Genomic DNA, 25,231 nt, shown 5'->3' with positions numbered 1-25,231 from the left:
AGACGATCGTCGCGGCGAGTTCCCGACGAGTCATCGGGCGCACCTCTCGGCGGCACGCGCGCGGGGTGGTGTGCACGGCCGACGACATCATTGTCACCGCCGGAACCAGCGAGGCACTCGGGCTGGCAGCCCTGTCGCTGCGGGCGGGCAGGGGAGCGGCAGCAGTTCCGGGCGAGGGCCTCGGGCGCGCACCCCTCGTCGCGGTGGAAACACCGGGCTATCCGGAGAACCGTCGCGGCGAAGCGAGACCGAACCCTCAACAGCGGACTGAACGTTGGTCGGGGAGACACTGATCGATCTGCGCTGTCGGACAACCGAGGACCTGAATGTCACCTTGTTGACATAATGTGCATTATCGGTCGCGTCGTATGGGGCTGGGAAGGGGGCCCTATGTGCTTGACCGGTGCGGTGCACCGACCGGTCAGCGACCGAGCGGTTCGACCCCGGTTCTGCCGCCAGCCGCCGCACCGACGTAAGCGGCCAGATGTTCACCCGTAAGCGTCGAACGAGCGACCACCAGCTCGGCGGGCGTGCCCTCGAAGACGATCCGGCCGCCGTCGTGACCCGCCCCAGGGCCCAGATCGATGATCCAGTCAGCGTGCGCCATGACAGCCTGGTGATGCTCGATCACAATGACCGATTTTCCAGAATCCACGATCCGATCGAGCAGGCCGAGCAGATTCTCCACGTCGGCCAGGTGGAGACCGGCGGTCGGTTCGTCCAGAATGTAGACATCGCCCTTCTCGGCCATGTTGGTGGCGAGCTTGAGGCGTTGCCGTTCGCCACCGGACAGTGTCGGCAGCGGCTGGCCGAGGCTGAGATAACCGAGCCCGACGTCGACGAGTCGGCCCAGCACGGCGTGGGCGGCAGGAATGCGCGCCTCCCCCCGCACCAAAAAATTCGTGGGCGTCGGTCACAGACATCGCCAGCACCTCGCTGATATCATGACCACCGAGCCGGAATTCCAAAACGGATGCCTGGAATCGTTTTCCCTCACACACCTCGCAGCGTATGGCTACGCCCGCCATCATCCCCAAGTCGGTATAGATGACGCCGGCACCGTTGCAGTTGGGGCAGGCCCCTTCTGAGTTGGAACTGAACAGGGCAGGTTTGACCCCGTTGGCCTTGGCGAAAGCCTTGCGGATGGGCTCGAGCATTCCCGTGTAGGTCGCCGGGTTGCTGCGTCTGGAGCCCTTGATCGCGCCCTGATCTACCGTCACCACGCCGTCCCGACCCGAAACGGAGCCCCGGATCAGTGAGCTCTTGCCGGAGCCGGCCACACCGGTGAGTACGGCCAGCACGCCGAGCGGAATGTCGACATCGACGTGCTGCAGGTTGTGGGCGTCGGCGCCGCGCACCTGAAGGATCCCCGACGGTGTGCGCACCGTCGGTTTCACGGCGGCACGGTCGTCCAGGTGCCGCCCGGTCAGCGTACCGCTTGATCGAAGACCAGCGAGGGACCCCTCGAACACAATGCTGCCACCGTCACTGCCGGCGCCAGGGCCCAAGTCAATGACGTGGTCGGCGATCATGATCATCTCCGGCTTGTGTTCCACGACGAGGACCGTGTTGCCCTTGTCGCGCAACTGGACCAGGAGGGTGTTCATCCGCTGGATGTCGTGGGGGTGCAGCCCGATGGTCGGCTCGTCGAAGACGTAGGTGACGTCGGTGAGCGAGGCACCGAGGTGGCGGATCATCTTGGTTCGCTGCGACTCGCCGCCGGAGAGGGTGCCGGAGGAACGGTCGAGGGACAGATAGCCCAACCCGATCTCGACGAAGGAGTTCAGCAGGTGCTGGAGGGAGGCGAGCAGCGGAGCGATGGAGGGTTCAGCCAGCCCCCGCACCCAGACCGCGAGGTCGCTGATCTGCATCGCGCAGGCATCCGCGATGCTCACGTCGTGGACTTTAGACGATCGGGCTCCCTCGTTGAGTCGGGTGCCGTTGCAGTCGGGGCAGACCGTGAATGTAACCGCCCGCTCGACAAACGCTCGAATGTGCGGCTGCAGGGTGTCGACGCCTTTGCTCAACATCGATTTCTGGATTTTTGGAATCAGCCCCTCATAGGTGAGGTTGATGCCCTCGATTTTGATCTTTGTTGGCTCCTTGTGCAGGAGGTCGGCCAGCTCCCTCTTGGTGAAGTCCCTGATCGGCTTGTCCGCGTCGAAGAAGCCACAGCCGTTGAAGATGCGACCGAACCAGCCGTCCATGCTGTACCCGGGGATCGTGAGTGCGCCCTCGTTGATGGATTTGCGCTCGTCGTAGAGCGCCGTCAGGTCGATGTCGGTGACCGATCCCCGACCTTCGCAGCGGGAACACATTCCTCCAGTGATACTGAAGCTGCGGCGTTCCTTCACGGTCGCTCCCCCGCGTTCGATCGAGACAGCGCCCGCTCCGCTGATTGACGCGACGTTGAAGGAATAGGCCTGCGGCGAGCCGAGGTACGGCTGGCCGAGTCGACTGAAAAGGATGCGCAGCAGCGCGTTCGCATCGGTCGCCGTACCGACCGTGGAACGCGCGTTGGCGCCCATCCGCTCCTGGTCGACGATGATCGCGGTCGTCAGCCCGTCGAGCACGTCGACGTCCGGCCGGGCCAGGGTCGGCATGAACCCCTGCACGAATGTGCTGTACGTCTCGTTGATCATGCGCTGGGATTCAGCGGCGATGGTACCGAAGACGAGCGAACTCTTGCCGGACCCGGACACGCCGGTGAACACGGTCAGTCGTCGCTTGGGAATCTCCACGCTGACGTCTTTGAGATTGTTTTCCCTGGCGCCCTGCACGCGGATCAGATCATGGCTGTCGGCAATCTGGAGGTCAGCTGACGGGGTGGCCGTTTTCGTTGTCGTGCGCATCGGTTCTCCTATGACTCCATTTTGCGCGATTCGGGCACGGCGTCGACCACCGGCTAGTCGCCGGCGAAGCCGCTCGTGTCGCCAACGAGGCGGGTGTTGCCGACCGGAACCGGTTCGACCGCGGCCCGGACGACCTCCGCCGCGAACTCGCTGACGTTATACAGCCGCCCCGCGGCCTCCTTGCGGGCGCTCAGAGCGCCCGGGTTGGACCGTTCAAGGAGAGTCGCCGTGATGGTGCCCTCGATCATGTCACCAGAGACGACGACGAAGCCGATCCCGGACTCCTCCAGCTGCGGGATGACGGCGCGCAGGGCGTCCTCTCCTGCACGCTTGCTGCGGGCGACCGGCTCGTACTCCGGCATGGTTGGGGTGGTCTTGATGAAGTGTGCCTGGTGGCTGGTGACATAGACAATTCGCGAGTCGTCGCCGAGCAGCGGAATGGCCTCGGTGAGCAAGTTCACCTGCGCGTCACGGTTGAGGGTCATGGCGTAGTCCTCGGCCATACCGCTTTCCATGCCGCCAGAAGCGTTCATCACGAGGATGTCGAGGCCACCGTATTCCGCCTCAATGGTCGCGAACATCGCCGTGACCGATGCCGGATCGGTCAGGTCGGCGCCGGCGGTGATGGCTTCTCCCCCAGCGGCGCGAATAGCGTCGGCGAGTTTGTTGGCTCGTGCCTCTTTATTGCGGTAGTTGATGACCACGCGGGCTCCGGCCTGCGCGAAATAGCCGACAGTGTCGGCGCCGATGCCGCGGGACGAGCCTGTGACGAGTACACGCTTGCCCTCGAGTGATCCTGCTGCAAGTGGATTGGTCACGCGTGCTCCTCTAAGTTCGATCAGATTATTCCTGGCAAAGTTTGGCCTGATCGGCCATCCCATCAGGTTTCGACCTTATCAACAAGCCTCGGTCGCTCCCCCGGCGTGTTGTCGTCGGCACCTGCTAGTTTCGAAGGGAAACGGATTGGGGAAGGTGTCACCCATGGTCGACCTGACCGACTATCTCTGGATTTTATGGCTCGTGTTTATTCTCGTGGCCATCACCATCGAACTGCTGAGCCTGGAATTCACCTTCCTCATGATTTCCATTGGCAGTCTCGGAGGCCTCGCTGCCAATCTGCTCGGCCTGGACTGGTGGCTGCAGATCGTGGTTGCCGCCGGACTGTCGGTTCTGCTACTCCTGACCATCCGCCCGTTCCTGTTGCGGGCCCTGCGGAAGGGCGGCGATCCGGCGCGAAGCAACATCGATGCCCTGATCGGCATGACCGGCCGGGTCGTCTCGACCGTCACCGAGACCGGCGGGCTCGTGAAACTCGCCAATGGCGAAACCTGGACGGCTCGGCTGCTGACACCCGGTGGAGACAGCATCGGTTTCCGATCCAGCGTGGAACCAGGCCAGCTGGTCACCGTGCATCTCATCGAGGGCTCCACCGCCGTCGTCTTCTCCGCTGAAAGGACCCAGAACCATGCTTGATCCCGCAGCCTTCATCGGGCAGATCTTCGTGATCGCCCTGCTCGCCGTTCTGGCGGTGTTCGTCATCGTCATACTCGTACGCGCCATTCGCATCATTCCGCAGGGCAACGCCGGCGTCGTGGAACGCCTCGGTAAGTATCACAAGACGCTGCTGCCCGGACTCAATCTGCTCGTGCCCTTCGTTGACCGGGTGCGCCCGCTGCTCGATATTCGTGAGCAGGTCGTTTCGTTCCCCCCGCAGCCGGTGATCACCGAGGACAACCTCGTCGTCTCCATTGACACCGTCGTCTATTTTCAGGTGACGGATGCCCGCGCCGCGACCTACGAGATCAACAACTACCTCGGTGCGGTCGAGCAGCTCACCACTACGACCCTGCGGAACGTGGTCGGCGGGCTGAACCTCGAGGAGGCTCTGACCAGCCGGGACAACATCAACAGCCAGCTGCGCATCGTGCTCGATGAGGCCACCGGCAAATGGGGCATTCGTGTGGGCCGAGTCGAACTCAAGGCGATCGAACCGCCCCACTCCATCCAGGATTCAATGGAAAAGCAGATGCGGGCCGAGCGAGACCGCCGCGCGCTCATCCTGACTGCGGAGGGCACCAAACAGTCAGCCATCCTCACGGCTGAGGGCGCGCGCCAGGCGGCGATCCTCGAGGCCGAAGGTGACGCCAAAGCCGCCGTTCTGCGCGCCCAGGGCGAAGCCGAAGCAATCACCACGGTGTTCAAGGCTATTCACGACGGCGATCCCGACCCGAAATTGCTCGCCTACCAGTACCTGCTCACCCTGCCGAAACTGGCCGAAGGCAGCGCCAACAAGCTGTGGATTGTGCCGAGTGAATTGACCGAAGCGATGAAGGGCATCGGCAGCGCGTTCGGTGCGAATGCGGCCCAGTCCCCCGGGGCTGCACCGTCCGGAGGGGCTGCACCGGCGGCATCCGCCTCGCCTCGGGTCTAACCGGTGGGCGAAAGCGCGCAGTCGGAGTTCTTGACCGCACCGTCGCCCCGGGTATTCGCCCACCGCGGGCTGGCACAGGAGGCACCGGAAAACACTCTGCTCGCCTTCGTGAAGGCGCTCGCGGGCGGGGCCACCCACCTCGAGACCGACGTGCACGTGTCGCTCGACGGTGTGGCCGTCATCAGCCACGATCCCGATCTGGCGAGCCTGGACCGGGACGTGCGCATCGATCAGCTGACCATGGCCGAGTTGAGACACATCAATCTGGGCTACGGGCAGGGTTTCACCGCCCTTGCGGATGCGCTCGAGGCGTTTCCTGCCGCCTTGTTCAATATCGATATCAAAACGGATGCCGCCGCCGAACCCGCTGCCCGTGCGATCAAAGACCAGCGAGCCACCGCTCGGGTCCTCGTGACCTCGTTCAATGAGCACCGCCGCCGACGCGTGGTCAGCCTGCTGCCCGGTGTGGTCTCGTCGGCATCGGCACCCCTCGTGGGTCGGGCTGTAGCGGCGGCAAATTTAGGACTGACCGCCCTCGTTCGCCGGGTCCTCGAGGGCTGTGTCGCCGTGCAGGTTCCCGAACGAGCCGGCCCCGTTCGAATCGTCACGCCCCGATTCGTCACGATGATGCACCGAGCAGGAGTCGAGGTTCACGTGTGGACCGTCAACGACCCCCACGACATGATGAGACTCCTCGACCTCGGTGTCGACGGATTGGTCACGGACCGCACGGATCTTGCTGTCGCCGCCCTTACCCGCCGAACCTGAGAATTACCTCCCAGAATGGGGGGTCCGGGAAGGTTAATACCCAGCTTGATGGTTTAGAACTGTGAAAGCGTGATCGAATCTGTGATCGCGAGCGAGAGGAGACCACACTATGGCTGACCGCAGTTTGCGTGGCATGAGATTGGGCGCACAAAGCCTACAGAGCGAAGAAGGCGTCACCTTCTCCCCCCGAGTTCCGCACACCTACCGGTGTGAGACTTGTGGGCGAGAGACGGTAATGATTTTTTCGGCCGAAGCTGAAGCTCCGGACGAATGGGAATGCAAATACTGTGCACGGACGGCGACCCGGCTCGTCGACTCCCTGCCGGTGATCGTCGACCACTCCGACGAGAAGATTCCTCGGACCCACTGGGACATGTTGTTGGAACGTCGCACCAGGGACGAACTCGAAGAGTTGCTCGAAGAGCGCCTCTCCGTGTTGCGTCTGCGCCGTGGTGGCCAGCAAAAGATCGGCGCCTGAGAGCCGATCGCAGCCGCACGACCCCGCTCCTCGTGGCGGGGTCGTCGTTGGTTAACCCGGCCGTTCCGACACAGGTCCGTCGACAGGGCAGTCAGCGGGGAACGACTAGCTGCGGCGCAGGCGCCGAGCGGCAGCACTGCAGAGCGCCAGACCGGCAAGGCCCAGCCCCGAAACTAGCCACTCCACAACGCGGCCGGCCACCATGGCGGGCGTGAGGGTGTCGCTGAGCGGCACGGTCTGCACCATGGCACCTGCTGTAAAGGTTGGCAGGCTGTCCAGCGTCTGTCCGTCAGGAGTGATGATGGCGCTCGACCCGACGGTGGAGATATTCACCACAGTGCGTGAGGTTTCCAGCGCACGCAGCCGGGCGATGGCGAGTTGTTGCACACTCTCGTCGGTGTGGCCGAAATCGGCGTTGTTGGTTTGGGCGAGGATGATCTCGGCGTTTCCGTCGATCATCTCGTGCACCAGCTGATCGTCGGCGATGTCGAAGCAGATCGCGATACCGGCCAGCACGCCGTCGATGTCGAAGATATTGTCGCGGGTACCGATACCGTAGTCGCGCCCGATCAGATCGATCAGGTCTGGGGCGAACGGTCGCCAGAAAGCCCGATCCGGCATGTATTCCGCGAACGGCACCGGATGGATCTTGTCATAGACGTCGACTGCTCCCTGCCCGCTCTTCCAGAGCAATGAGCTGTTGTAATAGGTGTCTTCAGGCCGGGTGATGGTGCCGGTGATGAGGGGGGCATCCATTTCGGTGCTGATGTAGTCGAGCACCTGTGCCGCGGCTGCCGATCGGGTGGGGTCGATGTCGCTCGCGTTCTCCGGCCACACCACGAAATCGACGGTCTCGTCAAGCAGCGGCAGGGTAGCCGAGGTGTGGTCCTGCAGAATCTGACCGGGAGCGTACTCGGCGAACAGTCCGGCATCCGCATTGCCCTGCACTGCGGCCAGGCGCGTCGTGCCGCTCTGAATGGTCGGCCAGGCCGGTATGGCGAGCAGGAGCGCGACGGCGCCGAGGGCAACGCCCACGCGCACGGCCCGAGCCAGCTCGGGCTCGCGGAACAGCTGCACGGCGAGGGCGCTCAGCCAGACCAGGAGAAAGCTCAGGCCGGACAAGCCCACCCACGCGACGAGTGGCGCGAACGGGCTCTCCGACTGCGAGAGCGCGATCCGGCCCCAGGCGAACCCCCCGTAGGGCCAGACGGCGCTGATGGCTTCACGCGCCGTCCACAGACCGGCGACAATCACCGGCACGACTCCGAGCCGACCCCAGACGCCTGGCCAGACACGCTGACCATGCCGCAGCACGACGGCGGTGAAGCCGAGTCCGGCCGAGAAGAACAGGCTCTGCAACCCGCCGAGCGCGAACCATGGCACGAGGCCGAGGTACAGCGTGATCCAGAAGATGTGGATCAGCCAGAACGACAGTCCGGCCACCAGGCCTACGAGCAACCCGGTGCCCAGGCTGCGGCCGAGCAGAGCCAGGAGCATGAGCGCGACGCCCACGGGTGCGAGAAACCACCAGTCACGATCGGGAAAACCGGCGTCGAGGATCGCGCCGGCGCCCGCAGCGACGAGAACGGATGCCCACAACGGCAGGCTGAACGCTCGCTCACTCCCCCACATGGCCGGTTCAGGCTACCGAGGAGTACGCGACGATGCCGCGGCGGATGGCGTCCATGGCTGAACGGGCGGTCGGTCCGACGTGTGCATCGCCGGCGATGGAGAGTTGGTCGAGCAGGTCGATGGTCTGCTTGGTCCAGCGCACGAAATCGCCGGCGGCCATCTCCGCCTCGTAGAGCACGTCACTCAACGACGCGCCGCGAGCCCACTTCCACATGGCCAGGCTGAGGCCCACTGCAAGCGGATTACTGCCGGGTAGTTTGTGGTCGCGTTCGAGGTCGTCGATACGGCTCCACAGGTCTTGCGTCTCGTCGAGGGCGGGCCGGAAGGCACCCTTGGGCAGGTAGCGGGCATCGATGAGTCCTTCTTCCCGGCGCGGCTCGAAGACGAGCGCGCAGGCCATCGCTGCCAGGCTCGCGGCATCGAGTTCGTTCCACAGCCCGCGGCGCAGGGACTCGGCGACGAGCAGGTCCCGTTCCGCGTAGATGCGGCGCAGGATGCGTCCGCTCTCGCTGAGCGCGATGGCGCCGTTGGCGTCGGATTCGAGGTACCCGTAGCCGAGCAGAACATCGGTCACCCGGTCGAAAACGCGGGCGATGGCTCCGGTGCGCTGCGAGATTTGCTGGTTGAGAGCATCCTTTTGGCCTTTGAGCTTGAACCAGCGTTCCGCCCACCGGGAGTGCGCCTCCCGGTCGGGGCAGTGGTGGCAGCCGTGCGCCCGCATCTGCTTGCGCAGGCTGGCTACCTCCCGCTGACGCTTGTCGCGCTGTCCGCGTAAGGAATTATCGGCCTTGGTACCTTCGCGTTCAACCTCGGTCAGACGCCGACGAATCGCCGAGTAGTCCTCGAAATTGCCCAGGTGGCAGGTCATGCTGGTCTTGAACCCGGCCAGGGACTCCTCTTGCTGGCGCACCGAGCGGGCCAGGTCGACGACCGCGCGATCGGCTTGGAACTGCGCGAACGACGATTCCAGGACTCCCCGGGTGCGCACGACACCGAACTGGTCGATGAGGTTGACGGCCATGTTGTAGGTCGGCTTGAAGCTCGAATTCAACGGATAGGTTCGCCGGGAAGCGAGCGAGGCAACGGCCTGGGGGTCGAGTCCCTGCGCCCACTGGATCACCGAGTGGCCGAGAGTGTCGATGCCGCGGCGCCCGGCCCGACCGGTCAGCTGCGTGTACTCCCCGGGTGTGATCGGCACCCGAGCCTCACCGTTGAACTTCTCCAGCTTGTCGAGAACAACCGTGCGGGCCGGCATATTGATACCGAGCGCAAGCGTTTCGGTCGCGAACACGGCCTTGACGAGCTTCTTCTGGAACAGCTCTTCCACGACCTCCTTGAACGCCGGCAGCAGACCGGCGTGGTGGGCGGCGACACCGCGTTCGAGGCCGTCCAGCCACTCGAAGTAGCCGAGCACGCCGAGGTCTTCGTCGAGCAGGGTACGGCACCGATCGTCGACGATCTGGCGAATTTCTTCGCGCTCGTGTTCCTGCGTCAGACGCACCCCGGAGCGGAGAACCTGCCGCACGGCCTGGTCGCAACCGACCCGACTGAAGATGAAGAAGATGGCCGGCAGCAAATGCTTGCCGTCGAGCATGCGCACGATGTCGCCACGATCCATCCGACCGGCATCGAACTGCGGGCGCTGCGTGTCATGCCCCCGATAGCCCCCGACGGCGCCGCTCTGCCGGCCGGAACCTCGGCCGCGCCCGCCGGCCGAGCGCCCGCCGGCATGGGCCAAACGAACCAGTTCGGGGTTGACTCGGTGGGTGCCGACCAGGCCCGTCGAATCGAACAGGTCGAGCATATTGTTTTTGACGAGCACGTGTTGCTCGAGCGGGACCGGACGCTCCTCTGACACGATCACGTCGGTCTCCCCGCGCACGGCCTGCAACCAGTCTCCGAATTCTTCCGCGTTCGACACCGTCGCGCTGAGCGAGACCATGCGCACCGGCTGGGGAAGATGGATGATCACTTCCTCCCATACGGCTCCGCGAAACCGGTCCGCGAGGTAGTGCACCTCGTCCATAACCACGAAGGCGAGGTTCGTCAGCAGGTCGGAGTCGGCATAGAGCATGTTCCGGAGCACCTCGGTCGTCATGACCACGATGCGTGCCCCCGGATTGACGTTGGTGTCACCGGTGAGCAATCCCACCTGGTCGGCGCCGTACTCGGCAACGAATTCCTGGAACTTCTGATTACTGAGCGCTTTCATCGGCGCGGTATAGAAGACTTTCGCACGGGACTGTCGCATCGCTAAGTAGATCGCGAATTCGGCCACGATCGTCTTGCCGGCTCCGGTCGGTGCGGCCACAAGTACGCTATTGCCCGCTTCCAGGCATGCGCAGGCCTCGCGTTGAAACAGATCGAGGTCGAATTTGAGGCCGCCCTCGAAGTCCTGCAGCATGGGCTGGGCGGCCCGGGTGCGTGCGGACGAGTACCGTTCGGCCGGCGATTGCGTGTGCGTCACGAGGTCCTTAACAATTGCTGCATCCGAGTTTCGGCGCTAGAGCGCAAGTTCTTTTTCGAACGCGAGCACTTTTTTGGCTACGCGCCGATCGTGCAGCCAGGCGATGCCATAGGCGGCAAAGTACAACATGACCATGGGAATGGCCAGCAGGAACATCGACACCACGTCGGCGGCCGGGGTTGCGATCGCCGTGAAGAGCACAATGACCAGGATGGCGATCCGCCACGATTTGATGATCGAGGCGGCACTGATGACGCCGGCGAAGTTGAGAAGCACGATAAAGACCGGCAGCACGAACGCGATGCCGATCGCCACCACGAGTTTGAGCACGAAGTCAAAGTAGCCCTGAGCGTTGATGAACGCGGAGTCCTCGGTGGGGGCGAAGCTCGTCATGAGCTCGACCACGTGCGGCAGTAGAATCCAACCCGCTGCGCAGCCGGCCAGAAACAAGGGAATGGCCGTGAAGAGGAATCCGAAGGTGTATTTCTTCTCGGTTCGGGTGAGCCCGGGAACGAGGAAGGCGAACACCTGATAGAGCCATACCGGGCTCGACACGATGAGCCCGACGTAAAGCGAAATCTTCAGCTTGAGGTCGAAGGCACTCGTGATGTCGGGGTAGTTGATCTGTGCGTTGCGATGCTGTGCGTTGATGATTGCATAAATCGGTTCTCGCAACTGATCCCACACGAAATCCGAAAGGAACCATCCGGCTATAGCACCGATGAACAAACCGGCCGCCGCCAGGTAGAGGCGTTTGCGCAGTTCGATCAGGTGCTGCCCCAGCGACATTTTTCCCGCTTCGGTCGCACTTCGTCGGGCGCGGACCGCCACGGTACTAGGGCTTGACGGCGGGGTCGGCTGGGCCGGCCGCCGTCGGGCCGGACGTCTTCGATGCGTCGGTACCCGTGGTGCTCGCGGACGAAGTCGGGGCGTTGGGATCAGGGTCGACCGAATCGCTCTTGATCTCGCTCTTGAAGATTTTCATCGACTGGCCGAGGCTGCGAGCGAGTCCGGGAAGCTTCGGAGCACCGAAGAGGAGCAGGACGACGACGAGGATGATCAGGAAATGCCATCCGGTCAGGTTTTGCAGCATGAGGGTGTGTCCTCTGTTTAGCGGGCGTGGCGGTTAGCGGACGTTTCGCATCAGTTTACCCCGCACGATCAGCGCATCGCGACGCACCTCGCGTCGGCGGGTGCGTTCCACCCGCTGCTGCTCGACGTTCTCACGCAGCTCGGCGAGGTCGGTGAAAACAGCCGGGGTGAATGTCGCAGCGGGGTGGGTCGGGTCAGAATCCAATTCAAAGATACGAGCGGTGAGGGCTTCACCCGCCCGCAGAGTTCCCAGCGCCTTTCGGTAGAGCACGACCGCACACCAGGTAAGTACGGATATCAGGCCCAGCACGAGACCGCACCAAAGGAGCAGCCACGACCACCACGGCATCGCTAGAGCGTCTCTGTCGGTGTCTGGTCAGCTGCGGCGTACTGCGCGAGCCCGGCCGCGGCCCACTCGGCCACCACTCGGCGCGATTCGGCCGGTTCGAGCACCGTGACGATGCCGGCCAGCCCGGTGACCAGCCGTTTGAGCCCGTGGAAATGGGCCACGCGCAGGGTGGTGCGGGTAAGCGCACCCGAGCCGACCGGCTCTGACCGCTCTGGCCGGTAGTCAGCGAGCAGCGGCAGGGCTGCGGTCGAGAGTTCCAGGCGCACATCGACATCGTCAGTGGACGCTTGAAACAGGGTATCGGGCAGCAGTAGATCTCCGGCGTGGGTGCTGCGCGGCGTCACGGTGATGCGAGGCTCACTCATACGGTCCAGCCGGAAGGTTCGCACCGCTTCGCGCAGGTGGCACCAACCCCGCAGGTACCAGTCGTTGTCGACCGATTCGATGCGCAGGGGGTCGACGAGACGGTGTTCGTGACCGCCGCGAGCGTTCAGGTAGTCGAACTCGACCTGCATCCCCGTGGTCAGAGCCGTCTGCACGATGCTGCGGGTTGTTCCGGCATCACGCTGGGCGACTGCCACCTGGGTCGGTGGCGCAGAGGCGCCGCGGGTCAACTTCGCCATCAGGGAGGCGATCGCGTCGGTATCGGCATTGTCGGGCAGGGCAGACAGGTATTGCAGTCCGGCGATGAGTGCTGCGGCCTCCCTGGCCGAGAATCGCGGGGAATCATCAATCGCCACCTGGTGGGTGAGCACGATCCGATCATTCGTTTCGAATTCATCCCAGAGAATGTCGAAGAGGTCGCCGTGCAGGTATTGCCGGGTTTCCCCGGGAATGCCGGACAGCGCGATGAGGCGTACCAGCCCGCGCACCCGATCTGCGGAGAGGCCGAAATGTTCAGCCACCTCGATGACCGTGACCCGCCCCTGGTCGATGAGGTAGGGAACGAGAGAGAGCAGCAGGGTGAGCTGGTCGCCGGCGATCCGGGGTTGGCTGGCGGCTTTGGCCGGCTGGGGGTGCGCGGGTGGCGTGCGGCGGCGCACTGGGCGGCCGGACGGGGACTCGGGAAACGCAGCAGCGTGGGCGGTTCGGGCCGCGACCAGTCGTGCGCGCACCGCGGTGCGCACGCTGAGGGGACTCTCGACGAACACTTCCGGGCCGAATGCGGCCAGTTCGTCAGCGAAGATATTCAGGTCGGTGAAGTGCAGGGTCAGGGCACCTTCGGCCGACGGCGTGTGCGTTCCGCTGGTGTACTGTGTTGCCTGCCGGGCACCCAGGCGCACGGCGGCGTCGGATTGCGGCAGAACGACGATGCGTGCGCTGTTGGCTGCCCACAGGGCGTCGAGTTCGGCGAGGGCCGTTGCGCTGTCGGTGGCCCCGCTGGTCGTGTCAGCGCTGAACGGAACCGGCGTCGTGTTGGGGACCACGGCGACTGCGCCCACGATGCGCGCCAGCAGAAAGGTCCGTGCGGAGCGAACGGCTTCATCGGTGGCGTACAGGTGCCAGCGCCCTTCATGCTGGACGAGCGCCCGGGGTGCGACCACGCGACGCGCAGGCTTGGTCTCCCCCGGTTTGAGGTACAGGAACGCCACGACCTGTGAGCGGTCCAGGGCCTTGCTCAGGGGGTCGAAGCTCGGATCCTTCGTGCGCAGCAGGGGTGCATAACCCAGAACAGGTTCGCTCGATTCAACACCGAGGGAGTTCAGCTTCATCACGGCCCGGCGGGATTCTCCGGACAGTGACCCTTCGCGCCAGACCGTTCCTGCCAGTTTGAGCAGGGATACCTCGTTCGGCGTGAAGGTGACATCCGAGGGCAGGTCGTACAAACCCTTGGGGATGCGATAGCGCAGAAAGTGGTTGCTGCCCGGATCGTCCGGGGGCTCAATGGTTTCCAGCGGTATACCCAATTCACGGATGTCGTCTTTGTCGCGCTCGAACTGGCGCTCGAGGCTCTCGTTCGAACCGTCCGCGGTATACCGCTGCCGGTATCCCTGCACGTTGGCCAGGATGTCGGCCTTGGTCAGGCCCGCTTCCGTCGCAATAAGCGCCAGGACGAGGCTGAACAACCGTTCAGGAGCCGTGACCGATGCAGGTTTGCGCTCGGTCTGGCTTTCCGAGGGTTCAGCGCCCGGCTGGATTGGCATGAAGCGACTCGATTTAGCTGACGCCGAGAATATCGACGACGAAGACGAGGGTGGAACCGGCCGGGATGGTGTCGGTGGCGGTGGCTCCGTAGCCCTGGTCGGGGGGAATGACGGCGACGATCTGCGAGCCGACCGTCTGTCCGGTGAGTGCTGTCGCCAGACCGCTGATGACACCGTTGGGCACCAGCTGGGTGGGCGAACCGTCGCTCCAAGTCGATGACAGAACCTTTTTGTCTTTCCACAGCACGCCGATGAGGTTGACGATGACGTTGGAATCCGCCTCGATCTTTTCCCCCGACCCCTTCTTCAGCACGCCGACTTCGAGGGTCGTGGGCGCGTCACCGTTAGGCACGACAACTCCCGGAACCCCGTCTTCATCGAGGACGACAGCGGGCAGGCCGTTTGCGACCGTCTGGTCCACACCGTTGGCCCGGGGCAGGAAGGCCTTGACAACATCGACGACGACGACGAGGGTGTCGGTCGGTGCCACTCCCGCTGGCTGACTGTCGGTGCCCGCGAACCCGTCGTCGGGCGCAACAACGATCACGACGCGTTCACCAACGCGGGCGCAGAGCAGCCCGTCCGTGATGCCGCTGATGTCGGCGCCGTTCAGCAGGAACAGGGGCACGTTGGCTGCGTCGTAGGCGCCCTGCGCGATGACATTGCCGTTGGTTCCGTTGTAGATATTGATCTCGGCAGAGATCAGCTGGCCGCCGCCGATTTTCTCGCCGGAACCCGCGATGATTTCGCTGCGCTGGGTGGTGGCTGACTTCAGCGGGGTCGGAAAGTTGACGTCCGGGGCGGTTCCGAACTCGCCGGTGACCGACACGAGTTCCGAAGCGGGACCCGACGTGGTCGTGGAGTCACAGCTGGCTTGAGCCGGGCCGGGGCTGGCACACGCGGTCAGTGCCGTCATCACGAGGCCGGCGGTGATGATCAGCGCGGATGCTTTGCGCACAAGTCCTTCTTTCGGTACTGGGTTGCTGCAGCATGGATCCGCTGCGCGGGTGTGAGGGGTGGTACGGGTGCTTCAGGCGCAGGATGGCCGTGGTTTCGGCGCACTACAACCAAAAAGGGCCGAGCCCCATCCTAACCGGCGTCGAGGTCTCGAGCCTTGGAAAGCTCTGCGCTTGTACCGGCCGCCCGTACGCGTTTGCGCATGACCTTGGCGCTCACGTTGCGTTCGCCGAGCGCTCCCGGGGTCCAGGCCTCGACATCCGCGTCGCTGAAATCTGTCTTGGAGGGGCGTCGCTTCAGCTCGGGCAGGATCGTGTCGGGGGCCAGACGTCGAGCGGTGATGAGAAAACCGGTGTGGCCGATCATGCGATGGTCCGGCCGCACAGCGAGTCCCTCGACATGCCAGCCGCGAATCATCGTTTCGTTGGAATCAGGGTTGGTGTAGAACCCGGTACCGCGAATGGCTTCAGCCACGCGGGAGAGTTGCGTCACCGTGGCAACGTAGCAGAGCAAAACTCCCCCGGGCTTGAGGGCATCGGAGACGGCACCGAGACATTCCCACGGCGCCAGCATGTCTAGCACGACTCGGTCGACGCTGCGCGCGGGCAGGGTGTCTGGCAGCGTCTCGGCGAGGTCACCGAGCGTGATTGTCCAGTTCTCCGGATCGGTGCCGAGGAAGGTGGCGATATTGTCCCTGGCAACGTCGGCGAATTCTTCACGTCGTTCGAAGGAAGCGAGGCGGCCGGCCGGGCCGATTGCGCGCAACAGCCAGAGCGACAGCGCCCCCGAACCGACGCCGGCTTCGACGACGGTCGCGCCGGGAAAAATATCGGCCTGCGCCAGAATCTGGGCGGCGTCTTTGGGATAAATGATGGCGGCACCGCGGGGCATACTCATCACGAAATCCACCAGCAGCGGTCGCAGCGCCAGGTGTTCGACCCCGACGTTGTTGGTGACGACGGATCCGTCTGGCTGACCGATGATGTCGTCGTGCGCGAGGATGCCGCGGTGCGTGTGAAAAGTGAGGCCCTGCTGCAGCGTGATGGTGTTCATCCGCCCCTTAGGCCCGGTGAGTTGCACCCGGTCGCCAACGCGAAAGAGTCCACTGTTTTGGATAACCTGGTTGTTGCTCATGCGAGTGGTGCACTTTCGTTTCGGGCGAACCCGGTGGGGGCGAGAGAATGAACGGGTACGGCCGAACCTGGCCGAGTCGAGAATTGGTACAGCGCGACAATGTCGTCGAGGGTGCGCCCGGTGAGGGTGGACCATCGGGTGTAGCGGTCGCTCTCCGGCAGGTCGATCTGGTGCGGAACGGCGATGGTGATGGTACCGGCGGCAACAGCGGATGCGACGCCGGGCACGGAATCCTCGATCGCGATGCACTCTGCCGGGTCGACACCGAGGTTCTTGGCGGCGACCAGGTAGGGGTCGGGGTGGGGCTTGCTGTTGGCGACCATGTCGCCGGCGACGACGACGTCGAAGGCGTCGAAATCGATGAGGTCGATGATCTGGCGTGCCATGCGCTCCACCGACATGGTCACGAGTGCCGTCGGGACACCGGCCACTTTCAACTCCTGCAGCAGCTCGCGTGATCCGGGACGCCACGGGATACCGTGTTCGGCCAATTGTTGTTGCACTCGATCGGTGAGACGGGCCACGATGGCATCCGGGGACAGATCCACGCCTCGGGACTGCAGGATCGCGGCGGAATTCCATAGCCCCAAGCCGACCAATAGCATGCCGTCGTCGTGACTCCATACCCCGCCGAATTCGGTGACGAGTTCAGTTTCCGCCCGCATCCAGTACGGCTCGGTGTCGACGATGGTGCCGTCCATGTCCCACAAGACGGCGGCGGGCAGGGAAGCGGGCGTGGGCGGTGGCACAGGAAAAACATTCACGGGGTTCAAGTGTAGGGCCACCGCCTATCCTTGACTGAGGCTCTCCACACGGAAGGCCGAAGGAATTGAGGACGAACACGGTGGCTGACGGTAATGGGTTTCTGGGCGGGCGGCTTCTCGTCGTCGCTTTCGAAGGCTGGAATGATGCCGGTGAGGCCGCGACGGGTGCCGTTCGCGCGCTCAAGGACCTGCTCGACGTCGAGGTGATCACCGAGGTCGATCCGGAACTGTACTTCGACTATCAGTTCAATCGGCCCACGGTGTCGACCAACGAAGATGGCGTTCGCACGCTCAGCTGGCCGGGCGCGATCATGTACGGCCCCAAAACCCCCGGAGTGGTCAGCGTTCCGTTGGCCGAAGATGCGCAGTTGCGTGTCAGCGGCACCAACGCGGGAAATATCTACCTGCTAATCGGCACGGAGCCGTCGCGCAGCTGGAAAAGTTTTGCCGCCGAGATCCTCGACGCGGCACTCGCCGCCGACGTGAGCGGTGTGGTGTTCCTGGGGGCGATGCTCGCCGACGTGCCGCACACCCGTCCGATTTCGATCTTCGTGTCCAGCGACAATGCGCAGGTGCGCGCCGAACTACAGATCGAGCGCAGCAACTACGAGGGGCCGGTCGGTATTCTCAGCGTGCTGTCGGATGCCGCTGAGACGGTGGGAATTCCTACCCTGTCGATCTGGGCATCGGTCCCCCACTATGTACACAATGCTCCGTCGCCCAAGGCGATGCTCGCGCTGATCGACAAGCTCGAAGAGGTCATCGACGTGGTGATCCCCCGGGGTGTGCTGGTGACCGAGGCAGCCGAGTGGGAGTCCGGGATCGACGTTCTCGCTGGCGAAGACGAGGAAATGGCAGCCTATATCGCCCAGCTTGAGCAGGCGAGGGATACGGTCGACTCGCCGGAGGCGAGCGGCGAGGCGATAGCCCAGGAATTCGAGAAATATCTGCGCAAGCGTGGCGGCGACGGCCGCGCCGATGGCCGACCCGACGGTCGTCCGGATGGTCCTGGCAGCAGGCCCGACGGGCCCCGGCACTGAGCGCAGCCAGCCAGCCCAGCCGGCGCTAGAGCGCTACGCCGAGCAGCGCGCTGATCGCACGATTGACCAAACCCAGGTCGTCGAGCGGCACGTCGACAGCCTCGTCGATGAGCTGCAGGGCTTCCGGAGTGTCGAGGTCGTGGCGCAGAGCGAGTCGGAGGGCCTGCACGAGCGCGGCTGACGCACCGACCGCCGCCGTTTTGGTTGCGTCACCGGGTTCACCCGCGGCCCCGGTCACGGCCGCAGCGCCGAAGGCGGCCGACCACACCGACAGGCGCACGACGGCCTCGTCCAACAGCGTCGCGGTCCATTCCCAGTCGGTGCGGTAGTGCCGGGCCAACAGAGCCAGTCGAATCGCGCGCGGGTCAAAGCCGCTGGCGCGAAGCCTGGAGACCAGAACGAGGTTGCCGAGCGACTTGCTCATCTTCTCGCCTCGATACGCGACCATGCCCGTGTGACTATAGACACCGGCCAGCGGATGACCGGACAGCGCTTCCGCGTGCCCGGCACTCATGTCATGGTGCGGGAAGATCAGGTCTGAGCCGCCGCCCTGCACGGTGAAGTCGGTACCGAGTTCCTTGAGGGCAATGACCGAACACTCGATGTGCCAACCGGGGCGCCCCGCACCGACGGCCGATTCCCACGCTGGTTCCCCGCTGCGCGCGGCTTTCCACAGCAGCGGATCGAGGCGATCCCGTTTGCCGACCCGGTCCGGGTCTCCCCCGCGCTCGGCGAACAGACGGAGCATGCTGACCAGGTCGAGGTTGCTCTCGTCACCGAGCGTCCAGTCGGTGTTGTCTTCCGCAGCCCGAATGTCGAAATACCAGTCGGCGGCGATCGTACCGTCAGCGCCGGCAATGGCGTCCTCGGTCGGCACCGTGTAGGCGAGGCCGGCATCCTGCAACAGCGCAACGGCTGCGGCGACCTCGTCGATAACCTCGGTCACGGCGACGAAATCATCTGGTGGGATGATGCCGAGCGCTTCCATGTCGGTGCGGAAGAGCTCGACCTGAGACTCCGCCAGGTCACGCCAGTCCATGCCTGTGGCGGTCGCCCGTTCCAGGAGCGGGTCGTCGACATCCGTCACATTCTGGGCATAGTGAACGCGAAAACCAGCGTCGATCCAGACCCGCTGCAGGGTGTCGAACGCCAGGTAGGTGTTGGCGTGGCCGATGTGGGTCGCGTCGTATGGCGTGATACCGCAAACATAGAGGCGGGCGGCATCGAGTGGCAGCGCCAGCACGAGGCTGTCGGTTTTGGTGTCGTGGAGCCAGGGTGCACTCGACTCACCGGGGACAGAAACTAGATCGGGTCGTTCCCATGCACGCATTCGACCAGCCTAGCTTTGCTGGGGCGATCGGTTCGCACGGGTCATCGCGGTGGGAATCGGCTAGGCGGAGATGACGTTGGTGCCGAGGAGCACGAACAGCACGATGCCGAGCACAATGCGATAGATCACGAACGGGAGAAAACTGCGCTTGGAAATGTAGTTCATGAAGAAGGCGATCACGCCCAGAGCCACCACGAAAGCGATGATCGTCGCGACGAGCGTTTCGAGCGGACCGAAGATTTCGGGGGTGCAGGTGGTGGCGCCGGCCAGGCAGGGCTCGGCGATGGATTTGTAGACCTGGAAGAAGCCGCTCCCGAGCACGGCGGGAATCGCCAGGAGGAAAGCGTAGCGGGCCGCTGCAGCGCGCTCGTAGCCGAGAAACAGGCCGGCGGTGATGGTTCCGCCCGACCGGGACACGCCGGGGATCAAAGCAAGCGCCTGGGCAAAGCCGTAAATCGCGCCGTGGCCCACCGTGATGTCCTGCAGTCTGCGCCGTTTGGCACCGACGAAGTCGGCAATGCCCAGCAGCACCCCAAAGACGATGAGCATCGTGGCGGTGATCCAGAGCGAGCGCAGTACGGTTTCGATCTGGTCCTGGAACAGCAAGCCGAGAATGATGATGGGCAGCGAGCCGAGAATAATCAGCCAGCCCAGTCGGGCATCCGGGTCAGCTCGAGAGACTCGCCCCGTCAGTGATTTTGCCCACTGGCCAATGATGCGCACGATGTCGCGCCAGAAGAATATGACGACGGCTGCCTCGGTACCGATTTGCGTGATCGCCGTGAATCGAGCTCCCGGATCTTCACCGGTGCCGAGAAACTGGCCGACGATGGTGATGTGCGCGCTCGACGATACCGGGAGGAACTCGGTCAGTCCCTGAACCAGGCCCAGGATGATCGCATTCAGAAAGTCCACACGCTTCGCTTTCTCGGATTACTTCGATTACTTCGATTACTTCGAACACTTGATCACTCTTGACTACTCGGAGAACCCGGGCCCGGCTACGCCGAGCGACGGTTCACTAAGTCAATAGTTTGAGAACAGGTCGGTCAAAACCTGCCTGCCAAACACTAATGCGTCCAGAGGCACCCGCTCGTCCACTCCGTGGAACATTGCGGGGAAGTCCAAGTCGGCGGGGAGGCGAAGCGGTGCGAAACCATAGCCCTTGATTCCGAGGGTGCTGAGTGCCTTGTTGTCGGTTCCGGCCGACAGCAGGTAGGGCAACACCGGTGCGCCCGGGTCGTGGCGTTCCAGGGTGCTCACGACCGCGTCGATCAGTGGCCCGCTGAATTCCGTTTCCAGACCGATATCGCGGTGCATTGTGACGATTTCGATGTCGGAACCGACAATCTCCTGAATCTGGGCGAGTACGAGATCTTCCTCGCCCGGCAGTGACCGGATGTCGATGAGAGCCTCGGCCGTATCGGGGATGACATTGTGCTTGTAACCGGCGGTGAGGCCGGTCGGGTTGGCGGTCGTGCGCAGGCTGGCCTGGATGAAGCCCGAGGCCGTGCCGGTCGCCAGGGCGAGTTCATCGGGGCCGACGCGCTGCGGGTCCACGTCGAGAATGCGGGCGATCTCACCGAGCAGCTGCTCGGTTGTGTCGGTCAGCCGGATCGGCCATTCGTGGCGCCCCAATGCGGCCACGGCCTCGGCGAGTCGGGTGATGGCGTTGTTCGGGTGCATGCGGGAGCCGTGCCCGGCCTCGCCGCGGGCAACAAGCTTGACCCAGATCAGCGCTTTCTCACCGGTCTGCAGCAGATAGGCGCGCTTTCCGCCGAGGGTGATCGAGTAGCCGCCAACCTCGCTGATCGCCTCCGTAGCCCCGTCGAACAGGTGCGGGTGCTCGTTGACCAGAAAATGTGAGCCCAGCACGCCTCCCGCTTCCTCGTCAGCGAAGAACGCGATGACGAGGTCTCGTTCCGGCGCACCCTGGGCGCTGATGACGTCCTGCAGGGAGGCCAGAATCATGGCATCCATGTTCTTCATGTCGACGGCGCCACGACCCCACAACAACCCGTCCTTGATCACGCCGGCGAAGGGGTCGACGCTCCAGTTGGCCGCATCGGCCGGCACGACGTCCAGGTGCCCGTGTACGACCAGTGCCGGCCGCAAGGAGTCTTTGCCTTTGACCCGCGCGACCACACTGGTGCGGCCAGGTTCGGAATCGAACAGCTCGGGGGCGAGGCCCAGGGCGCGCAGCTTCTCGGCGATGTACTCAGCGGCATCCGTTTCGCCGTTGGAACGCCCCTCACCGTAATTCGTGGTGTCGAAACGGATGAGATCACGCGCAATTTGCGCGGTCAGGTCAAGTTTCTGGGGAACATCTGCACGGGACGGACCCGCTGAATCAGCGGAATGTGGAGCCGGGAGCATGTTCGGGGAGGAAGCCATGATCAAACGCTACCGGTCGCTGCTGGTGCTAGTGACACAAGCAGGCTTCAAAACCGTGCTAAGTTATTACCTCGGCGGCCGGTTCATCCGGAGGCCGTTTCACCCAGTCCGGGTGGCGGAATTGGTAGACGCGCTGGCTTGAGGTGCCAGTGCCCGTTAAGGGCGTGTGGGTTCAATTCCCATCTCGGACACGGAGATTTCTTTCGAGAGATCATCGAGGACTGGTTGAGACAGTTCACAAGGCCGGATCCCCTGGATCCGGCCTTGTCACGTTAAATTGCCGTCTTATTCCGGCTGCGATTCAGGACAGGATGTCCTTGGTCACGAACCGGCTGTAGGCCAACGCGCCGAACACGGCCAGGTAACACGCCTGCACGATCGCGTTCTGGCCGAACGAGCCCAGGTCGAGGGGCTGCCGCAGCAGGTCGGCGAATCCGAGCCAGTAGTGACTGAACAGCCATGGGTGGAGCCAGGACAGCTGCGGAATGACATCGAGGATCTGAGCGACCACCGACACCACGACCGTCGCCGCCATGGCTCCCACGGGAACATCGGTGAGCGTGGAGATGAAAAGTCCGATCATCGCCAGACCCAGCAGCGAGACGGTGACGTAGGCCGCCACCAGCAACGAACGCAGCAGCGATTCGGCGACGCTGATGGTGTCCCCCGACAACAGCGTGACCGGGCCCACCGGGAACAGGGCGGCACCGATAAGCGCACCGGACACGGTGAGCGTCAGCGTCGCCACGAGGCAGAACACGGCCGCACCGACGTACTTGACCAGCAGCAGCCGCACCCGGCCGGCCGGTGCCACCAGAAGGTAGCGCAGGGTGCCGAGGCCGGCTTCACCGGCGATCGTGTCACCGGCGACGACACCGATGGTGAGCGGAAGAAACAGGGGAATAGCAACGACCATAGCCGTGAAGCCGACGAACAGTCCGTTCTGAGTCACCCGATCGAGAAAGGGCGGTCCCTCCCCCGGGTTCAGCGTCGACGACGACAAGCGCACCGCGACGGCGAGCAGGATCGGGATCAGCGCAATGGCGACGAGCATGGCCCAGGTGCGACGACGGCGAAACAGCACCGCCAGCTCGGATCCGAGCAGGTCCCAGCCACCCCTCCCCCGGACGGGGACCTCGGCGCTGTTTGGCACAGAAACGTCACTGGACGACATCGAAACCCTCCCCGGTCAACGCCACGAAACGTTCTTCGAGACTCGGTTCCTCGACGAGGAAACCACGGATGCGCACCCCACCGGCAACGAGGGCCGTGACGATGGCTTCCGGTTGCCACTGGGAGCCGCGTAGCGGCGCGACCACGTCCCGGTCGGCACGGTCGTCCGGAGCGAGAAATGGTTCCAGTCCGAGGTGGGTGAGCACGCGCACCGCACCGGCGGTATCCGGTGTGCGCACGCGCACCCGAGTGTCCCCGCCCTGCCGCAGCGCGGCCAGGGTGCCCTGGGCGACGATGCTGCCGGCGCTCATGACGGCAGCATGAGTGCAAATCTGATCCACCTCGGCGAGCAGATGGCTGGAGACGAAGACGGTCGTGCCCTCGGCCGCGAGGGATCGCACGAGGGTGCGCACCTCTCGGGTGCCCTGGGGATCAAGGCCGTTGGTGGGCTCATCGAGCACGAGCAGGTCCCGAGGGAGCAGCAGCGCGTTGGCGATACCGAGCCGCTGCTTCATGCCGAGCGAATACGCGTGCACCTTTTTGTCGGCCGCGTGGGTGAGCCCGACCCGTTCCAGCGCAAACTGCACCCGGGCGCCGCGGGTGTTGCTTGACGCGTGTCGGTCGGCGGTGTCCAGTCGCCGGAGGTTGGCCGCACCCGAGAGGAAGGGATAAAACGCTGGTCCCTCGACGAGCGCGCCGACCCGGGGAAGCACGTGGTGGAGCCGGGCCGGCATGCTGTGGCCCAACACGGAGACGGTGCCGCTCGTGGCCTGGGTGAGTGCGAGCAGCATGCGGATGGTCGTGGTCTTGCCCGAACCGTTGGGGCCGAGAAACCCGAAGACGGACCCACGGGGAACCGCGAGGTCGATACTGTTCACCGCGGTTTGTTTGCCGAACCTTTTGGTCAGACCCCGACTTTCGATGGCGAGGTCACCCTCCGGGGTAGCGCCGGTCACGGCGTCGTGCACGTCACGGCGGTGACCAGCGTTGCCGGAGGAATCACTCGGCCGCTGCCTGCAGCCGGGCGAGCGGAACCGCCCCGGCGAAAACGCGACCATCACCGGCCAGGAAAACCGTGAGGAGGGACGTTTTCAGGGCACGCCCGCCGTCGACGGCCGTCGTCAGCTGGTCGATCATGGGGTTATCCCCCAGTTCGGCCGCTACCGCGGCTGCCGGCACTTCGGTGATGCTGGACCAGCCGGTACCCGTGACGATGGGGACCGCACCGGCGGCTTTGCTGGGGTCATACGAGTGATCGACCCCGCCCTCACCGACAGTGCCGGACAGGTTCGGAACGGCTTGTTCCGTCACGGTGGCGCCCGCCGGCGGCACGAAGTCGAACAGGGCCGCCTCTGGAGCCGCGAAGTCGATGGCTGTAAAACCAACCTGGAAAGCCGGTGTGCTCTGCCCCACGGCCAGCACCGTCACCTGCAAGGGCAGGCCGGTCTCGGCATCTACCGCGATCGATACGGATGCCACGAGGGTGTCCGTTGTGCGCGGCGTGAGCACCAGCTGGTACACGCTGCGCCCGGCTACCCGGGCGTCGGTGCCGACCGACACCGTCGTACTGGGTTCGAGCTCGGTCAATACGCGCTCGGCAAGCTGGGACGGCGTCGACAGGTCAGAGGGCAGCTGAGACGGCAGTTCGGCCAGTTTCTCCGCAGCGGCAGCGGAGAGGTCCGGCGGCAGGCGCAGGTGGGTCGCCGCGTTACTGCTCGAGTCGTACAGCCAGACGTCGCTGCCGTTGTGGATCACGTCACGTTCGTCCATGCGATCCTTGACCTGCACTCTAAACCGGTTCTCGCCCCCGGCGTACACGCGAAAATCGTGCGAGCCGCTGAGCAGTTCCAGTGCCGTGGTCAGCGCCACGGTCGACGATCCGGTCGACGTTCCGGTCGACGTTCCGGTCGACGTTCCGGTGGGGGCGACCTCGTTCATGCCCGCGCCGAGGTCGAGCGACGGAAGGCCCAGATCAGCTGATTGGGCGACCGTTCCGGAGAAGGTGGATACGGTGCTGTCGTTCACCAGGAGCAGCACCTGCTCGGGAGTCTTATCGGGAAGGTCGACAGCAGCACCGGCCTGGAGCGGCACGGCGATGACTGCGGCGACAACAACGGCCGGAACGATGACGGCGGGGAGCCAACGGAGAAAATTGCCGGACATGATCAACGACCTCGTGCATTCGGATTCATACCCGGATCGTACGCCCCGAGCATGCCGGAATGC

General features: G+C 64.3%; 21 protein-coding genes, 1 tRNA gene and 1 pseudogene. 6 read left to right on the top strand and 17 right to left on the bottom strand.

Features of this window, described 5'->3' with window-relative positions:
- Positions 1 to 421: 421 nt before the first annotated feature.
- Positions 422 to 2,852, bottom strand: a pseudogene (locus BMW72_RS05205) (ATP-binding cassette domain-containing protein).
- A 53-nt stretch (positions 2,853 to 2,905) separates the two neighbouring features.
- The gene (locus BMW72_RS05200) at positions 2,906 to 3,670 is read right to left on the bottom strand and encodes an SDR family oxidoreductase (protein WP_092107965.1); all 765 of its coding nucleotides are present in this window, start codon (positions 3,668 to 3,670) and stop codon (positions 2,906 to 2,908) included.
- Positions 3,671 to 3,833: 163 nt separating this feature from the next.
- Between BMW72_RS05200 and BMW72_RS05195 the strand changes: the two genes are divergently transcribed.
- The 4 genes from BMW72_RS05195 (at position 3,834) to BMW72_RS05180 (ending at position 6,529) form a co-directional block, all read left to right on the top strand.
- Positions 3,834 to 4,325, top strand: a complete 492-nt coding sequence (locus tag BMW72_RS05195) for an NfeD family protein (protein ID WP_092107963.1) — start codon at positions 3,834 to 3,836, stop codon at positions 4,323 to 4,325.
- On the top strand, positions 4,318 to 5,283 hold the full coding sequence (locus tag BMW72_RS05190) for an SPFH domain-containing protein (protein WP_092107961.1): 966 nt from the start codon (positions 4,318 to 4,320) through the stop codon (positions 5,281 to 5,283). Before BMW72_RS05195 ends, BMW72_RS05190 begins: the two co-directional genes overlap by 8 nt.
- A gap of 30 nt (positions 5,284 to 5,313) precedes the next feature.
- A complete protein-coding gene (locus BMW72_RS05185) occupies positions 5,314 to 6,051 on the top strand; it encodes a glycerophosphodiester phosphodiesterase family protein (RefSeq protein ID WP_092108176.1) in 738 nt (245 codons plus the stop codon).
- Between the two features lie 109 nt (positions 6,052 to 6,160).
- Positions 6,161 to 6,529, top strand: a complete 369-nt coding sequence (locus BMW72_RS05180; protein WP_092107959.1) for an RNA polymerase-binding protein RbpA — start codon at positions 6,161 to 6,163, stop codon at positions 6,527 to 6,529.
- Positions 6,530 to 6,634: 105 nt separating this feature from the next.
- Here the strand turns inward: BMW72_RS05180 and lnt are convergent, their stop codons facing one another.
- The 9 genes from lnt to BMW72_RS05130 form a co-directional block, all read right to left on the bottom strand.
- The gene (gene lnt / locus BMW72_RS05175; protein ID WP_092107957.1) at positions 6,635 to 8,161 is read right to left on the bottom strand and encodes an apolipoprotein N-acyltransferase; all 1,527 of its coding nucleotides are present in this window, start codon (positions 8,159 to 8,161) and stop codon (positions 6,635 to 6,637) included.
- Positions 8,162 to 8,168: 7 nt separating this feature from the next.
- Positions 8,169 to 10,628 (bottom strand): DEAD/DEAH box helicase, encoded by a 2,460-nt coding sequence (locus tag BMW72_RS05170; RefSeq protein ID WP_241983846.1) that lies wholly within the window; start codon positions 10,626 to 10,628, stop codon positions 8,169 to 8,171.
- Positions 10,629 to 10,664: 36 nt separating this feature from the next.
- Positions 10,665 to 11,417, bottom strand: coding sequence for a twin-arginine translocase subunit TatC (tatC, locus tag BMW72_RS05165; protein WP_092107955.1), 753 nt, complete (start codon positions 11,415 to 11,417; stop codon positions 10,665 to 10,667).
- A gap of 46 nt (positions 11,418 to 11,463) precedes the next feature.
- Positions 11,464 to 11,721: a twin-arginine translocase TatA/TatE family subunit gene (tatA, locus tag BMW72_RS19485; protein ID WP_092107953.1), complete on the bottom strand. Its 258-nt coding sequence runs from the start codon at positions 11,719 to 11,721 to the stop codon at positions 11,464 to 11,466.
- Positions 11,722 to 11,754: 33 nt separating this feature from the next.
- Positions 11,755 to 12,069, bottom strand: coding sequence for an Asp23/Gls24 family envelope stress response protein (locus tag BMW72_RS05155; protein ID WP_092107951.1), 315 nt, complete (start codon positions 12,067 to 12,069; stop codon positions 11,755 to 11,757).
- 2 nt (positions 12,070 to 12,071) lie between these two features.
- Positions 12,072 to 14,213, bottom strand: a complete 2,142-nt coding sequence (locus BMW72_RS19195; protein WP_241983845.1) for a helix-turn-helix transcriptional regulator — start codon at positions 14,211 to 14,213, stop codon at positions 12,072 to 12,074.
- A gap of 13 nt (positions 14,214 to 14,226) precedes the next feature.
- Positions 14,227 to 15,171, bottom strand: a complete 945-nt coding sequence (locus tag BMW72_RS05140) for an FKBP-type peptidyl-prolyl cis-trans isomerase (protein WP_092107949.1) — start codon at positions 15,169 to 15,171, stop codon at positions 14,227 to 14,229.
- 131 nt (positions 15,172 to 15,302) lie between these two features.
- On the bottom strand, positions 15,303 to 16,304 hold the full coding sequence (locus BMW72_RS05135; protein WP_092107947.1) for a tRNA (adenine-N1)-methyltransferase: 1,002 nt from the start codon (positions 16,302 to 16,304) through the stop codon (positions 15,303 to 15,305).
- The gene (locus BMW72_RS05130) at positions 16,301 to 17,053 is read right to left on the bottom strand and encodes an HAD family hydrolase (RefSeq protein WP_279625481.1); all 753 of its coding nucleotides are present in this window, start codon (positions 17,051 to 17,053) and stop codon (positions 16,301 to 16,303) included. Before BMW72_RS05130 ends, BMW72_RS05135 begins: the two co-directional genes overlap by 4 nt.
- Positions 17,054 to 17,148: 95 nt before the next feature.
- Between BMW72_RS05130 and BMW72_RS05125 the strand changes: the two genes are divergently transcribed.
- Entirely contained in the window at positions 17,149 to 18,108 is a 960-nt protein-coding gene (locus BMW72_RS05125; RefSeq protein WP_092107945.1) for a PAC2 family protein, read from the top strand.
- Between the two features lie 25 nt (positions 18,109 to 18,133).
- Here the strand turns inward: BMW72_RS05125 and mshC are convergent, their stop codons facing one another.
- The 3 genes from mshC to BMW72_RS05110 form a co-directional block, all read right to left on the bottom strand.
- Positions 18,134 to 19,438, bottom strand: coding sequence for a cysteine--1-D-myo-inosityl 2-amino-2-deoxy-alpha-D-glucopyranoside ligase (mshC, locus tag BMW72_RS05120; RefSeq protein ID WP_092107943.1), 1,305 nt, complete (start codon positions 19,436 to 19,438; stop codon positions 18,134 to 18,136).
- 60 nt (positions 19,439 to 19,498) lie between these two features.
- Positions 19,499 to 20,353: an undecaprenyl-diphosphate phosphatase gene (locus tag BMW72_RS05115; RefSeq protein ID WP_092107941.1), complete on the bottom strand. Its 855-nt coding sequence runs from the start codon at positions 20,351 to 20,353 to the stop codon at positions 19,499 to 19,501.
- Positions 20,354 to 20,464: 111 nt separating this feature from the next.
- The gene (locus tag BMW72_RS05110) at positions 20,465 to 21,814 is read right to left on the bottom strand and encodes a M20/M25/M40 family metallo-hydrolase (protein WP_092107939.1); all 1,350 of its coding nucleotides are present in this window, start codon (positions 21,812 to 21,814) and stop codon (positions 20,465 to 20,467) included.
- Between the two features lie 124 nt (positions 21,815 to 21,938).
- On the opposite strand from BMW72_RS05110, the gene BMW72_RS05105 reads away from it, so the two are divergent.
- A tRNA-Leu gene (locus tag BMW72_RS05105) sits at positions 21,939 to 22,023 on the top strand.
- 110 nt (positions 22,024 to 22,133) lie between these two features.
- Here the strand turns inward: BMW72_RS05105 and BMW72_RS05100 are convergent.
- Genes BMW72_RS05100 through BMW72_RS05090 form a run of 3 tightly spaced genes read right to left on the bottom strand, consistent with a single transcriptional unit; the run spans position 22,134 to position 25,168 of the window.
- Entirely contained in the window at positions 22,134 to 23,006 is an 873-nt protein-coding gene (locus BMW72_RS05100; protein WP_092107937.1) for an ABC transporter permease, read from the bottom strand.
- Positions 22,993 to 23,973, bottom strand: a complete 981-nt coding sequence (locus tag BMW72_RS05095; protein ID WP_241983844.1) for an ABC transporter ATP-binding protein — start codon at positions 23,971 to 23,973, stop codon at positions 22,993 to 22,995. Before BMW72_RS05095 ends, BMW72_RS05100 begins: the two co-directional genes overlap by 14 nt.
- A 31-nt stretch (positions 23,974 to 24,004) precedes the next feature.
- The gene (locus BMW72_RS05090) at positions 24,005 to 25,168 is read right to left on the bottom strand and encodes a LolA family protein (protein WP_092107933.1); all 1,164 of its coding nucleotides are present in this window, start codon (positions 25,166 to 25,168) and stop codon (positions 24,005 to 24,007) included.
- Positions 25,169 to 25,231 lie beyond the last annotated feature (63 nt).

The sequence above is a fragment of the Cryobacterium luteum genome, from assembly GCF_900110125.1.
Taxonomy (GTDB): Bacteria; Actinomycetota; Actinomycetes; order Actinomycetales; family Microbacteriaceae; genus Cryobacterium; species Cryobacterium luteum.
This window is presented reverse-complemented; position numbering and strand designations above follow the sequence as displayed.

Coding starts and splice junctions, on each gene's coding strand:
- tatA (WP_092107953.1), bottom strand. CDS start 11,721: ATGCTGCAAAACCTGACCGGATGGCATTTCCTGATCATCCTCGTCGTC.
- BMW72_RS05195 (WP_092107963.1), top strand. CDS start 3,834: ATGGTCGACCTGACCGACTATCTCTGGATTTTATGGCTCGTGTTTATT.
- BMW72_RS05090 (WP_092107933.1), bottom strand. CDS start 25,168: ATGTCCGGCAATTTTCTCCGTTGGCTCCCCGCCGTCATCGTTCCGGCC.
- BMW72_RS05110 (WP_092107939.1), bottom strand. CDS start 21,814: ATGCTCCCGGCTCCACATTCCGCTGATTCAGCGGGTCCGTCCCGTGCA.
- BMW72_RS05100 (WP_092107937.1), bottom strand. CDS start 23,006: ATGTCGTCCAGTGACGTTTCTGTGCCAAACAGCGCCGAGGTCCCCGTC.
- lnt (WP_092107957.1), bottom strand. CDS start 8,161: ATGTGGGGGAGTGAGCGAGCGTTCAGCCTGCCGTTGTGGGCATCCGTT.
- mshC (WP_092107943.1), bottom strand. CDS start 19,438: ATGCGTGCATGGGAACGACCCGATCTAGTTTCTGTCCCCGGTGAGTCG.
- BMW72_RS05155 (WP_092107951.1), bottom strand. CDS start 12,069: ATGCCGTGGTGGTCGTGGCTGCTCCTTTGGTGCGGTCTCGTGCTGGGC.
- BMW72_RS19195 (WP_241983845.1), bottom strand. CDS start 14,213: ATGCCAATCCAGCCGGGCGCTGAACCCTCGGAAAGCCAGACCGAGCGC.
- BMW72_RS05190 (WP_092107961.1), top strand. CDS start 4,318: ATGCTTGATCCCGCAGCCTTCATCGGGCAGATCTTCGTGATCGCCCTG.
- tatC (WP_092107955.1), bottom strand. CDS start 11,417: ATGTCGCTGGGGCAGCACCTGATCGAACTGCGCAAACGCCTCTACCTG.
- BMW72_RS05135 (WP_092107947.1), bottom strand. CDS start 16,304: ATGAGCAACAACCAGGTTATCCAAAACAGTGGACTCTTTCGCGTTGGC.
- BMW72_RS05180 (WP_092107959.1), top strand. CDS start 6,161: ATGGCTGACCGCAGTTTGCGTGGCATGAGATTGGGCGCACAAAGCCTA.